This window comes from Caballeronia sp. PC1 (assembly GCF_021353155.1).
Lineage (GTDB): Bacteria > Pseudomonadota > Gammaproteobacteria > Burkholderiales > Burkholderiaceae > Caballeronia > Caballeronia cordobensis.
The window spans coordinates 2,614,304-2,627,752 of the sequence record NZ_JAJUBH010000001.1 but is presented as its reverse complement, the minus strand read 5'-3'; the positions used below and the strand labels follow the sequence as shown (position 1 = coordinate 2,627,752).

At 62.2% G+C, this 13,449-nt stretch carries 11 protein-coding genes and 1 tRNA gene; 6 read left to right on the top strand and 6 right to left on the bottom strand.

What is annotated here, in order from left to right:
- Position 1: 1 nt before the first annotated feature.
- A complete protein-coding gene (locus LY284_RS12545; protein ID WP_233386430.1) occupies positions 2-1,060 on the bottom strand; it encodes a hypothetical protein in 1,059 nt (352 codons plus the stop codon).
- A 353-nt stretch (positions 1,061-1,413) separates the two neighbouring features.
- Positions 1,414-1,489 (bottom strand) — tRNA-Lys (locus LY284_RS12540).
- Positions 1,490-1,638: 149 nt separating this feature from the next.
- Here LY284_RS12540 and LY284_RS12535 point away from each other — a divergent pair.
- The 3 genes from LY284_RS12535 to LY284_RS12525 are packed head-to-tail and all read left to right on the top strand — an operon-like array spanning position 1,639 to position 3,406.
- Positions 1,639-2,046, top strand: a complete 408-nt coding sequence (locus tag LY284_RS12535) for a PaaI family thioesterase (protein WP_014190091.1) — start codon at positions 1,639-1,641, stop codon at positions 2,044-2,046.
- On the top strand, positions 2,047-2,916 hold the full coding sequence (locus LY284_RS12530) for a patatin-like phospholipase family protein (RefSeq protein WP_233386423.1): 870 nt from the start codon (positions 2,047-2,049) through the stop codon (positions 2,914-2,916).
- Between the two features lie 13 nt (positions 2,917-2,929).
- A complete protein-coding gene (locus tag LY284_RS12525) occupies positions 2,930-3,406 on the top strand; it encodes an OsmC family protein (protein WP_014190093.1) in 477 nt (158 codons plus the stop codon).
- Positions 3,407-3,419: 13 nt separating this feature from the next.
- Here LY284_RS12525 and LY284_RS12520 read toward each other — a convergent pair whose 3' ends face one another.
- Complete coding sequence (locus tag LY284_RS12520) at positions 3,420-4,436, bottom strand: D-2-hydroxyacid dehydrogenase family protein (RefSeq protein ID WP_014190094.1); 1,017 nt, start codon at positions 4,434-4,436, stop codon at positions 3,420-3,422.
- Between the two features lie 491 nt (positions 4,437-4,927).
- Between LY284_RS12520 and LY284_RS12515 the strand changes: the two genes are divergently transcribed.
- Both LY284_RS12515 and LY284_RS12510 read left to right on the top strand, forming a co-directional pair.
- Positions 4,928-6,799, top strand: coding sequence for a phosphoenolpyruvate carboxykinase (GTP) (locus LY284_RS12515; protein ID WP_053567270.1), 1,872 nt, complete (start codon positions 4,928-4,930; stop codon positions 6,797-6,799).
- A 322-nt stretch (positions 6,800-7,121) separates the two neighbouring features.
- A complete protein-coding gene (locus LY284_RS12510) occupies positions 7,122-8,207 on the top strand; it encodes a LysR family transcriptional regulator (RefSeq protein ID WP_045450151.1) in 1,086 nt (361 codons plus the stop codon).
- Between the two features lie 86 nt (positions 8,208-8,293).
- Here LY284_RS12510 and LY284_RS12505 read toward each other — a convergent pair whose 3' ends face one another.
- The 3 genes from LY284_RS12505 to dprA all read right to left on the bottom strand — a co-directional run bounded on the left by LY284_RS12505 (position 8,294) and on the right by dprA (position 12,740).
- Complete coding sequence (locus LY284_RS12505) at positions 8,294-10,942, bottom strand: DNA topoisomerase III (RefSeq protein ID WP_053567271.1); 2,649 nt, start codon at positions 10,940-10,942, stop codon at positions 8,294-8,296.
- 148 nt (positions 10,943-11,090) lie between these two features.
- Complete coding sequence (locus tag LY284_RS12500; RefSeq protein WP_014190098.1) at positions 11,091-11,468, bottom strand: thioredoxin family protein; 378 nt, start codon at positions 11,466-11,468, stop codon at positions 11,091-11,093.
- 75 nt (positions 11,469-11,543) lie between these two features.
- Positions 11,544-12,740, bottom strand: coding sequence for a DNA-processing protein DprA (dprA, locus tag LY284_RS12495; protein ID WP_233386421.1), 1,197 nt, complete (start codon positions 12,738-12,740; stop codon positions 11,544-11,546).
- 202 nt (positions 12,741-12,942) lie between these two features.
- On the opposite strand from dprA, the gene def reads away from it, so the two are divergent.
- Positions 12,943-13,446 (top strand): peptide deformylase, encoded by a 504-nt coding sequence (gene def, locus LY284_RS12490; protein ID WP_233386391.1) that lies wholly within the window; start codon positions 12,943-12,945, stop codon positions 13,444-13,446.
- Positions 13,447-13,449: the final 3 nt, after the last annotated feature.

Genomic DNA, 13,449 nt, shown 5'->3' with positions numbered 1-13,449 from the left:
GTCAAGGGTTCCAAGGACTGAAAGGGACAACATCAATGCCACCGTCTCTCACTTCGTGGTTCCAATTGTGGGCGTGTGGGCGGAGGCCGTTATGCACGTGGTCGAAGTCGAGATCAATCACCGGCGCTCCTGTGTCCCCGTACAAGCGCATATGCCCGCTACCGGGATTCGTATACCATGTTCCCGGATCACCAGTGTTTGGTGTCTTGGTTTGCTGCGATGCGGCCTCGAAGACGTCACCGCCGGGTAAGTCCGACTGATACTCGAACGGTTGCGCGTCGCTAAGCAACGAACCGCCGCCTCCAGTGTCAGTATCGCTGAAGTTCTTGAATATCGAGTCGCCGCCACCGCTGTCGTCGTCCGAACCTGCGTCGTCATGCGCGGCCCCGGCGACTGCTTCGACAACACGGAGCCAATCGAAACCACTGCCGCCTCCACTGGCGCCGCCGCTGCCGATCGCGTTATCCGCGCCGGATGCGGTAGCTCGCACTGAAGCGAGAGTCGATTCGGCTTCGGCACGCTTGAATGCGGCGAACTCGCGCAGGTCCAATACGTCGTCGCTCCTGGCTTTAAAGCTGACGCCGCCGCCTGGTTTTAGCCAGTATTGTGGCGCATACCACTTGTACACCTCTTGCCCGCTCCACCAGTATCGCTTGCGATTAATCGAGGGCACAAGCCGGCCATCCTGAACGGCTCGGCGCAGCACGCGCGTGATGCCGTCGCCATCGACCGGTACGTCCCAACTCGATACCCGCAACTCATGACGGATGAAATCGACGTACTGGCGGAATTCAGTACTAAGGTAAGTCCTGCGTCGATCGATACGCGCCCGAAACAGCCGGTCGAAATCGCGCCGGTCCTGCGCGATCTGCCTCTCTTGCTCTTTCTCTTTAACGCTGCGCTCGTCGTAGGACAGATCTCCGTACGGGTGAGTCCGCCACATATACCAGTCAATCTGATGGAATTCGCGTCGCGTCATCAACGTGCATTGCAAGCCGAAGCCGCCTGACAGCGGCACATATAGCGCATTGAACGAGCGGCCCCATTCGGGAAACGCCATGTCATCCCCTTATTTGTATAGGATTGCTAATTCTAAAGGATGGCCGTTTTCTGCCCTTGGAATCGTCTCAAGAACGAAGTAACTCGGAACGGGATTTGTAGCCGAGAACACGCCACGCCCGCGCTTCCATCAGCGGGCGGCGCCGCTCAAAGCAAGTCCGTTCGGTGATACGGCGCTTTGACCTTGTTCGTCGCGGTATGCGAGCGCCCGCTCGGCAAGGTGACGCCCCAAGCGTATCGCCCTTGGATGCCATGAGCTGCCTGCGTTCCCCGAATTTTTCCTACGTAGCGCCTACACGGAAGCTAAAAAGCAAAAAGCCCGGTCAGCTTTCGCTAACCGGGCTCCAAAATGCTTGGTGGGGCGTGAGTGACTCGAACACTCGACCTACGGATTAAGAGTCCGCTGCTCTACCAACTGAGCTAACGCCCCAACAGAAGCGAAATTATAGCGTCTGCTTTTGCAGGAGCGCAAGCCCCCGCATCGAAAATTCTTAACTTTTTGAAGAACCCCTCTTACACAACCAACGAGCAGCTCCTCGACGGCCCGGTATCATGGCGCATCCAACCCGGCACACAAAAATGGACGAAACCGCAATCCGCGCCTTGCTCGACAGCATCCTCGCCCCGTGGGTCAAAGAGTTGCAGCTCGCCCCCGAATCCGTCGGGGAAAACACCGTCACGCTGCGCCTGCCTTACTCCGACCACCTGCGCCACGCAGGCGGCGTCATCTGCGGTCAGGTGTTCATGGCCGCGGCCGACACCGCGATGGTCGTCGTCGTCTCGCATGCAATGGGCGGTTTCCAGCCGATGACCACCGTCTCGCTCAACACGACTTTCATGCGGCCCGTGAAAGCCGGCGACGTCCTCGTGACCGCGCGCATCCAGCGCCGCGGCCGCAATCTCGTCTTCGGCGATATCGAACTGCGGGACGCGCAAGGCGAACTCGCCGCGCACGCCACGACAACCTACGCGCTCATCGCCAAGTAAATGTTCGATCAGGTCGTATTCGCCGGCGGCGGCAACCGCTGCTGGTGGCAAGCCGGATTCTGGGACGTCATCCAGCCGGAGCTGAATCTCAGGCCGCGCATCATCGCGGGAATATCGGCGGGCGCGGCCACGGCCTGCATGCTCTACACGAACGAATCGCGCTGGGTCATGCGCTATTACGCCGAAGCGCTGCGCGAGAACAAAAGAAACGCCTACTGGGGCAATCTGCTGCGCGTGCAATCGGTGTTTCCGCATTACCGCATCTATCGTCAGGCCTTGCTCGATATTTTCGCGGACCGCTTTCACGATCTCGCGAAAGCGCCCGAAATCCGTATCGGTGTATCGCATCTGCCGCGCTGGCTCGGCGCGCGCAGCGCGGTCGCCGCGGGTCTGATCGCGTACAACATCGAGAAGTACGTGCGCAAGACGCTGCATCCGACACTCGGACAGGCGCTCGGTTTTCATCCGGAATTCGTGAAAGCGCAGGAATGCGCGACCATCGACGATCTCGCCGATCTGATCCTGCAATCGTCGAGCACGCCGCCGTTCACGCCGATCCTGCGACGCAACGGCCGTCCCGTCCTCGATGGCGGCATGGTCGATAACGTGCCGGTCTCCGCGCTCGATGCATCGCCGGGTCTCGTGCTCGTCATGGTCACGCGGCTCTATCCGCGCGAGCGCATGTTCGTCGTGCCGCACGGCGAGCAAAGGCGCATCTACATTCAGCCGTCGCGCAAGGTGCCGATTTCGAGCTGGGACTATACGAGCCCGTCGCAAATGCAACATGCTTACGACCTGGGCCGCGCGGATGGCGAGGATTTTCTCGAGCGCCTGCCGCGTCTTGCTGAATTGGCCGAACATCTCTCCTGACGAGGAGCACGCCGTGTCGAAGAAGCACACGTACCAACTGACCATCGACTGGACAGGCAATCTCGGCTCCGGCACGTCCGCCTACGACGCCTACTCGCGCGATCATCTGGTGCGCGTCGGCGCGAAGACGGCGATCGAAGCATCGAGCGACCCGGCGTTTCGCGGCGATCCCGCGCGCCATAATCCGGAAGAACTGTTCGTGGCGTCGCTCTCGTCGTGCCACATGCTCTGGTATCTCCACCTGTGCGCGACGAACAAGATCGTCGTGACGGCTTATGTCGATGAAGCCATCGGCACGATGCAGGAGGAAAAGAACGGCAGCGGACGCTTCGTCGATGTGACGCTGCGCCCGCGCGTGACGATCGGCGCGGGAGGCGACGCCGGTCTCGCGGCGCGCCTTCACGAAGAGGCGCACCGCTTCTGTTTCATCGCGAACTCGGTGAATTTTCCGGTGCGCTGCGAGCCGTCGATCGAGATTTCGACGCTCTAGCCGCAGGCATCGCTCAGCGGCGGCGCACGTGCTGAAGCGCTTCCTTGTTGAAGACGCTCGACGTATCGCCGGCATCGAACGCGAGAATATTGCGGAACGCCGCGCCGAAGTACAGTTCGTAGCTCTCGCGTTCCACGTAGCCGATGTGCGGCGTGCAGATCACATTCTCCAGCCGCAGCAGGCCGTAGCCCTGCAGAATCGGCTCGCTCTCGAAAACATCGACCGCCACCATGCCCGGCCGGTTGTGATGCAGCGAATTGAGCAGCGCGTTCTCTTCGAGCAGCTCAGCGCGGCTCGTGTTGACGAAGAGCGCGGTCGGCTTCATGCGCATCAGATCGTCCTGCTTGACGATGCCCGTCGTGTCATCGGTCAGGCGCAGGTGCAGCGTCAGCACATCGCTCTGTTCGAAAAGCGCCTCGCGGCTCTCAGCGACGTCGAAGCCGTCTTCACGCGCCGCGCCCTGCGAATGCTCGCGTCCGTAGACGAGCACGTTCATGCCGAACGCCTTGCCGTAGCCCGCGACCAGCTTGCCGATTTTCCCGTATCCCCAGATACCGAGCGTCTGCCCGCGCAGCACTTGCCCGAGCCCGAAGTTCGGCGGCAGCGCCGATGTCTTCAGCCCCGATTGCTGCCACGCGCCCTGCTTGAGGTTCGCCACGTACTGCGGAATGCGCCGCTGGGCCGCCATGATGAGCGCCCAGGTCAGTTCGGCGGGCGCCACCGGCGAGCCCGTGCCTTCGAGCACCGCGATGCCGCGTTCCGTACAGGCATCGACATCGATATGGCCGCCGCCCGCGCGCCCGGTCTGGCTGATCATGCGCAGTTTCGGACATTTATCGAGCAGTTGAGAGCTGATACGCGTGCGTTCGCGAATCAGCACGAGCGCGTCCACTTCCGAAAGTCTGCTGGCCAACTGTCCGAGACCGCGCACCGTGTTATTGAAGACCTTCACCTCATGGTCATCGAGCAAATGGAAGCAATCGAGCTTCCGGACGGCGTCCTGGTAGTCGTCGAGAATGGCGATTTTCATGGGCATGGGTTGGCTTTTGTTAGGCATCAAACGTGCTGCTTTTTGATCGGAGGCGAGAATGGAGCGTCGCTTAAATTCGGGTAAATACCGATAAATTGCGCTTAATTGTGTCTTATTGCGCTGCATCACAAGATTCGCGCGATGCGGTGTTATGCTTGACTCCCCATTTTTCAGGAGCGTCGTGCGTCCCCGCCAAAATAGAGAATTTCCGCGCATCTAGCGGAAACACGTAATTCAGCGAGGAGGCAGGCCACTTAGTATCTCTTTTTAACAGTTTGTTCCTTTGCGACGCAAGCCGCGAGCAGGTACGGTTTGCTGTCGAAAGAATTCACGCCCGTGACGCCGCATTGGCTTGCGAACCGCATTTCGTGCGATGAAACCCTCTGTCAGAAGTGCACGAAAACGCCCGGCGGTTCGAATCGCAAACGCCTCTCGCATGCAGCGTCGAATGGGCAACTCGGTTTTCATTGCAGAAGAACGGAGACAACTCGATGAACCAGCCCGCAGTAGTCGAAGACCACAATAAAAACGCCGTCGAGATCGAGGCGCCGGCATATGTCCGTCACCGACGACTCATCGAATGGGTGCAGCAAATCGCGGCCCTGACCAAGCCGGACCGCATCGAATGGTGCGACGGCTCGCAGGAAGAATACGACCGGCTTTGCCAGCAGATGGTCGACGCCGGCACCATGAAGAAGCTCAATCCCGAGAAGCGCCCGAATTCCTTTCTCGCGTGCTCGGACCCGTCGGACGTGGCGCGCGTCGAAGACCGCACGTTCATCTGCTCGCAGCGCCGCGAAGACGCCGGCCCGACGAACAACTGGATCGATCCGCAGGAAATGCGCGTGACGCTCGACGGCCTGTTCGAGGGCGCGATGCGCGGCCGCACGATGTACGTCGTGCCGTTCTCGATGGGCCCGCTCGGCTCGCCGATCGCGCATATCGGCGTTGAGCTGTCGGATAGCCCTTATGTCGTGACGAACATGCGCATCATGACGCGCATGGGCCGCGCCGTGTACGACGTGCTCGGCGAAAACGGCGAGTTCGTGCCGTGCGTGCATTCGGTCGGCGCGCCGCTCGCGGACGGTCGCAAGGACGTTCCGTGGCCGTGCAACGACACGAAATACATCGTCCATTTTCCGGAGAAGCGCGAAATCTGGAGCTTCGGCTCGGGTTACGGCGGCAACGCGCTGCTCGGCAAGAAGTGTTTCGCGCTGCGCATCGCCTCGACGATGGGCCGCGACGAAGGCTGGCTCGCGGAACACATGCTGATCCTCGGCGTGACGTCGCCGCAAGGACGCAAGTATCACGTCGCGGCGGCGTTTCCGTCGGCGTGCGGCAAGACCAACTTCGCCATGCTGATTCCGCCCTCCGATCTCAACGGCTGGAAGGTGACGACGATTGGCGACGACATCGCGTGGATCAAGCCGGGCCGCGACGGACGCCTGTACGCGATCAACCCGGAAGCGGGTTATTTCGGCGTAGCGCCGGGCACGAGTGAAAAGACCAACTTCAACGCGATGGCCACGTTGAAGGAGAACGTGATCTTCACGAACGTCGCGCTGACCGACGACGGCGACGTCTGGTGGGAAGGCATGACCGACACGCCGCCCGCGCATCTCATCGACTGGCAGGGCCGCGACTGGACGCCGGATATCGCGAAGGAAACCGGCGCGAAGGCCGCGCATCCGAACGCGCGCTTCACGGCGCCGGCGTCGCAATGTCCGTCGATCGACGCGGACTGGGAAAATCCGGCCGGCGTGCCGATCGACGCGTTCATCTTCGGCGGCCGCCGCTCGAACACGGTGCCGCTCGTGACCGAGGCGCGCGACTGGAAGGAAGGCGTCTACATGGCCGCGACCATGGGCTCCGAAACCACCGCCGCCGCCGCGGGCCAGCAGGGCGTCGTGCGCCGCGATCCGTTCGCGATGCTGCCGTTCTGCGGCTACAACATGGCCGACTACTTCGGCCACTGGCTGAAAGTGGGCGAGCGGCTCGAATCGATGAACGCGAAGTCGCCCAAGTTCTTCTGCGTCAACTGGTTCCGCAAGGGCGACGACGGCAAGTTCGTGTGGCCGGGCTTCGGCGAAAACATGCGCGTGCTGAACTGGATGATCGGCCGCATCGAAGGATCGGCGAAGGGCGAGGAGCACGCGTTCGGCATTTCGCCGCGCTACGAGGACATCGACTGGGGCGCGCTCGGCTTTACGCGCGAGCAGTTCGAGCAGGTCATTTCGGTCAACGACACCGCCTGGCGCGACGAACTCGCGCTCCACGACGAGCTGTTCGCGAAGCTGAAACACGGTCTGCCGGAAGCCTTGCCGCAAGCCAAGGCGGGCATGGAGAAACGTCTCGCGGCGTGATGCCGCACCGGATTGACGTCAAAAACTGAATCAATCCCCAAAACAGCGGGCCGGCGAAAGCCGGCCCGTTTTTTCTTGCCTACACCGTCAAAATTGACGCGGCCAGTACTTTTCAGCATTGCGCCTGCCGGTATGCCGCCAGCCTTGTGTTGTGTGAACAGCAACAATCGGTGATCTTTCATCGATGTAACAAGCCTAACTAGCCGATTTTTTTCGACTTTTTAGTGCTTCCCGGCAACTTCTGCACGATTGCCTCAGTCCTAGGATAATCCTGAATTGCTTTGCAGCAGAATTCAAGCCGCGTAGCGGCAGGAGTTGTCTTATGGATCATTTGCAGTCGATGAGAGTGTTTGTGCGGGTCGCCGATCTCGGGAGTTTCGCCCGGGCCGCGAACGCAATGGACATCTCCAATGCGGTGGCGACGCGCCATGTCGCGGACCTCGAAGGCCGCCTCGGCACGCGCCTGCTCAACCGCACGACGCGCAGCCTTTCGCTCACCGAGTCCGGTCAGGTTTATCTGGAGCGGGCGCGGCAAATTCTCGACGAGCTGGAAGACGTCGAACAAATGGTGGTGGCGCGCAATCACGAACCGCTCGGGTCGCTCAGGATCGTCGCGCCCGTCGTGTTCGGTCTTCATAATCTCGCGCCCGTACTGCAGACGTACGCGCAGCGCTATCCGAAGGTCGTGCCCGATGTGACCCTCGTCGATCGACAGGTCGATCTGGTCGAGGAAGGTTTCGACGTGGGCATCGTCATCGCGCGGCAGGTGAAGAGCGCGAGCGTCGTCACGCGGCGGCTGACCACGGGTTGCATGACCGTCTGCGCGACGCCGGCATATCTTGAAAAGCACGGCACGCCGACGCGGCCCGAGCATCTGCTCGAACATCCGTGTTTGAGTTTGCCGTCCGAGTACTGGGGCGACGAGCGCGTGTTCACCGGCCCGGAAGGCGAAGTGCGCGTGCGTCCGCAAAACGTGATCATCGCGAACAATACGGAAATGCTGCGGCAGTTCGCGCTGCTGGGCATGGGCATCGCGATTCTGCCGAGCTATCTGATCGGCACCGACACGACGCGCGGACAGCTCGTGCGCCTGCTCGGGGACTATCAGTTGCCGCAGGTCGAGATCAACGTCGCGTATCCGAGCCGGCGGCACTTGCCTGCGAAAGTGCGCACCTTTATCGATCACCTCGTCGAGCATTTCAGCCAGACGCCGAATCATCAGCTTGGCGAGCAGTGGATTCGCGATGTCCGTGGCAGGCCGGCGCCGGCGGCGCACGCCCACTACGACCATGCCGACGAAACGGCGACGCCCGCGCCACGCTCGCGTCCGATCGACGGCGAACTCGCGCCGAAGCTGGCCAAACCTTCGCGAACGCGCGGACGCCTGCCTGCCGCTTCGCCGTTCTGAAAGCATCGCGCGAAGCCGCGCAAATGAAAAACCCCCGCGAAGCGATTCGCGGGGGTTTTTCTTTGGCTCGGGGAAAAAAACGGCGATCAGCCCGTTTTGCGCGCCGCCGTCTTCTTCACGGCGGCCTTTTTCGCCGGCGCTTTCTTCGCGGCGGGCTTCGCGCGCGTCGTCTTCGCGGCTACGGCGACATCGCTGTCGCCGCTTTCATCGCCGCTATCGGACTGCGCTTCCGCCGCAGCGCCGCGTTTGGCCGCAGCCGTCTTCGCGCCCGGCTTGGCTTCCTTCTTTTCGAATTCGAAGCCGATCTTGCCGTCCGGCTGCTTCACGAGGAACGCCTTGAAATTGCGTCCCGTGCGCGACGACTTGAAGTTGGTCAGCAAATCCGTGCGGCCGTCGCCCAGCAGCTTTTGCATCTGCTCGCGCGCGATTTCCTGTTGCAAGATCACCTTGCCCGAGCGGAAGTCGCAGGTCTTCGGATTCGATACCGAGTTCTCGCAGACGTAGCTCATGCCGTGCTCGAATACGCGCGATTGGCACTTCGGACACGCGCCGACCGGCGTCTGCTCGGAGAAATCGGGCGGTTCGCCGTCTTCGCCGCCGCTGTCCTGTCCGAAATCGAATTCGAGCTTGTAGTTCTTGATTTCGTCATCGAGCGCGAGCTTGAGAATCGCCGAGAACGGACGGCCCATCTTGCTGCGGAATCCCGACAGCGGTCCGATGGTTTTCTCGCGCAGCAACTCCTCGACTTCCGCGATCTCGAACTGCCGGCCGCCCGGAATCTTCGAAATCGAGAATTCGCACTTCGTGCACGCGAAGCGGCGATAGTTCTCCTTCACCTGCGAGCCGCAATTCGGACACGGCGTTTCGAGCGTCGCGTAATCGCCGGGAATGGTGTCGGAGTCGTATTCCTTCGCGCGCTTGACGATGGTCTGCGTCATCCGCGCGATTTCCTGCATGAACTGATCGCGATGCAGGCTGCCGCGCTCCATCTGCGACAGCTTGTGCTCCCATTGGCCGGTCAGTTCGGGCGCGGTGAGTTCTTCGACGCCGAGCCCCCGCAAGAGCGTCATCAACTGGAACGCCTTGGCGGTCGGAATCAGCTCGCGGCCTTCGCGCACCATGTACTTCTCGCCGAGCAGCCCTTCGATGATGGCCGCGCGCGTGGCCGGCGTGCCGAGGCCCTTCGCGGCCATGGCGTCGCGCAGTTCTTCGTCTTCGACGAGCTTGCCCGCGCCTTCCATCGCCGAGAGCAGCGACGCTTCGTTGTAGCGCGCGGGCGGCTTGGTCACGAGACCGTGCGCTGCGACCTTCTCGACATCGACGTTTTCGTTCTTCTGCACCGGCACGAGATTGCCGTCCTCGCCCGCGGCTTCGCGGCCATAGACCTGCAGCCAGCCCGGTTCGACGAGCACCTTGCCTTCCGTCTTGAAGTGATGCCCCGAGACTTCGGTGATGCGCGTTGTCACGAGATATTCGGCCGCCGGGAAGAACACCGACAGGAAACGCTTCACGACGAGGTCATACAGCTTCTGTTCCGGCTCGGACAGCGATTTCGGCGCCTGCAGCGTCGGGATGATGGCGAAGTGATCGCTGATCTTCGAATTGTCGAAGATGCGCTTGTTCGGCTTCACCCAGCCCTTGTCGAGCACCTGCTTCGCGAACGGCAGATAGTTGTTGCTCTCCTTGAGCATGGTCATCGTGTCCTTGACCGTGCTCAAGTAGTCCTCGGGCAGCGCGCGCGAATCGGTACGCGGATAGGTCAGGACCTTGTGCTTTTCATACAGCGCCTGCGCGAGTCCGAGCGTGTTCTTCGCCGAGAAGCCGAAGCGGCCGTTGGCTTCGCGCTGCAAACTCGTCAGATCGAACAGCAGCGGCGACATTTGCGTCGACGGCTTCGATTCTTCCGTCACCGTGCCGGTCTTGCCGCGGCACGCCGCGACGACCGTTTCCGCCGCCGCGAGACTCCACAGCCGCGAATCGCGCTGCTCGGGATCGTTTTCGACGCGCTTGAACTTCGGATCGAACCAGCGGCCTTCGTAGATGCCCTTCGCCGCGATGAACTCGGCGCGCACTTCCCAATAGTCGCGCGGCACGAAACGCCGGATTTTCTCTTCACGTTCGACGACGATGGACAACGTTGGCGTCTGAACGCGGCCAACGGTCGTCAGGAAGAAGCCGCCGCCCTTGCTGTTGAACGCCGTCATCGCGCGCGTGCCGTTGATGCCGACGAGCCAGTCGGCTTCGGAGCGGCAGCGGGCGGCGTCGGCGAGCGGCTGCATGTCGGCGTCGCTGCGCAGATTCGCGAAGCCTTCGCGGATCGCGGCGGGCGTCATCGATTGCAGCCAGAGGCGCTGGACCGGCTGCTTCGCCTTCGCGTGCTGCGCGATCAGCCGGAAGATCAGCTCGCCCTCACGCCCCGCGTCGCATGCGTTGATGAGGCGGTCGATGTCCTTACGCTTCATCAGCCTCGTCAGCACCTTCAGGCGCGACTCGCTTTTCGCGATCGGATTCAGGTCGAAATGCGGCGGAATGACCGGCAGATTCGTGAAGCTCCATTTGCCGCGCTTGACGTCGTATTCCTCGGGCGCCGCGATCTCGAGCAAATGGCCGACCGCGGACGAGATGACGTAATCGTCGCTCTCGAAATACTCGTCATGCTTGGTGAAGCCGCCCAGCGCACGCGCGATGTCGTTCGCGACGGAAGGCTTCTCAGCGATGATCAGGGCTTTGGACATGACTCTATAAGTGGGTAACTGGCAGCGACCCGGTTTGGGCTGCTTTAACGACCGCTTTATAGCACACGGTTTGTGCAGTGGTAGTCGAAGCGCGTATTTGGACGCTTCGATATGACGCTTGCGAAGCGCATTTCGCGCGCAAAAACGCTCAGGCCGTAACGAGCGCCGGACGCAGTTTCGGCGCACCGACCATGCCCGGCAGCGCGGTCAGATCGGTCAGCATGCGATCGACGATGGACGCCTGAGGCAGCACCGTGCCGAAAAACCGCGTAGTGACCGAATCTTCGATGAGAATTGTCGGAAAATTTTCCACATCGAGGTCGTCGAAGCGGTCGGCGTGATTCTCGATATCGATCCACGCGAAGCAGATATCCGGATGCGCATCCGCCAGCCTGTCGAATCCTTCGCGATATTCGCGGCAGGTGCCGCACCATTCGGCGCACAGACAGGCGACGAACAGCGTGCCGGGCACGGCGATGCGCTCCGCGATGAGATCGGCATCGGTATCGAGATTCAGCGCGGACATGGCGGGTGCGAAATCCTTTATTCGTGTGGACTGCGGGGACGGCTCATTTTTCCGCGAATGTAGCACGACGCAGCTTTACGAGCGCTCCACCGCCGTGTAGCGGCCGCCCGCGAGCGCCGCGATCTGGCCCGCCAGTTCGAGCGGCAGCAAGGCGGCCTGAAGCGCGGCGCCGTCGAGCCCGGTGCGCGCCGCGAGAATCTCCAGCGTCGCGGGCGCGTGGCCGAGCGCGTCGAGAACGCAGGCGGCGTCGTCGCTTATGTCGGAATCCACAATGCGCGCCGATGCCCACGATGCGCTCACCGGTCGCGGCTTCGACCGTGCCGCCGCCGGACGAACAGACGGCAAACCGAACTCTTCGAGCACGTCTTCCGGCGTTTCGACCAGCTTCGCGCCCTGCTTGATCAGCCGATGGCAGCCTTGCGAAAGCGGCGCGTGGATCGATCCGGGAAGCGCGAAGACATCCCGCCCCATTTCGTTCGCGAGCCGCGCGGTGATGAGCGATCCGGAGCGCATCGCCGCTTCCACGATCAGCACGCCGCTCGACAGACCCGCGATCAACCGGTTTCGCTGCGGAAAATTCGCCGAGCGCGCGGGCGTGCCGAGCGGCCATTCGGACAGCATCGCGCCATCGCGGGCGATTTCGTGCGCGAGCGTGTGATGCGCCGCCGGGTACACGAGATCGATGCCCGTGCCGATCACTGCGACCGTGCCGGCGGCGCCTTCCAGCGCGCCGCGATGCGCGGACGCATCGATGCCGAGCGCAAGCCCCGATGCCACCGCCAGTCCCGCGTCCGACATCGCGCGGGCAAAGCGCCGCGCATCTTCCAGGCCTTGCGGCGTGGCGTGCCGGCTGCCGACGATCGCGACCGCGCGCGTCTGGAGCAGATCGAGCCGGCCTTTCGCGTAGAGCAGCGGCGGCGGATCGGGCATGGTGAGCAGCGCTTGCGGATAGGCCGCATCGGCGAACGTCAGAACGTGGTTGCCCGGCTCCGATGCCCATGCCAGCACCGCTTCAATATAGTTGTCGAACGGGACACCTTCGATGCCGGACGGCGGCGCGAGCACGGCTTCGGCGGCGCGGGCATCGGCGGCTTCGGTGAGCGATGCGAAGCTTTCCGAAAGCACTTCGAGCGGCCCGCCGAACGCGCCGAGCAGCGCGCGCAGCGCGAGCGGCTTCAAGCCTTTCGCGTGCGCGAGCCGCAGCCAGGCGCGCAGTTCGTGGGCATCGGGTGTCGAGGCGGTTTTCCCGGTCGGCATGTCAGCGGTCGTCATGTTAAGATTTTTGATCCGGAAACAGATAAAGAAAGGTCGCTCAGGCCGGTCCAGAGCCCGAAGCGACACCGATTGGCCGCTTGCCGGCGGCGTTTGAATCCACGCGATTCACCCGCATATCTTCGGCATGCCGCCCCATTACCCGCAACCTGGCCGAATGGCCGATTTACACGCGTCGCGGCGCGCGTAGACAATCCGAATCATGGCTCTGCTCAAGATACTGAACTACCCGGACAAGCGGCTGAACAAGGTGGCGAAGCCCGTCGTCGTCGTCGATGACCGCATCCGCAAGCTCGTCGCCGACATGGCCGAGACGATGTATGCCGCGCCCGGCGTCGGCCTTGCCGCGACGCAGGTGGACGTGCACGAGCGCGTGATCGTGATCGACGTCTCGGACGCGCACGATCAGTTGATGGTCTTCATCAACCCGGAAATCGTCTGGTCGAGCGATCAGAAGAAGGAATGGGAAGAAGGCTGCCTGTCGGTGCCGGGCATTTACGATTTCGTCGAGCGGCCCGACAAAGTGCGCGTGAAGGCGCTGAACCAGAAGGGTGAGACCTTCGAGCTGGATTGCGATGGCCTGCTCGCGGTCTGCATTCAGCACGAGATGGATCATCTCGCGGGGCATGTGTTCGTCGAATACCTGTCGCAACTCAAGCAAACCCGCATTCGCGGCAAGATGAAGAAGCTGGAAAAGGCGCTGTAATCG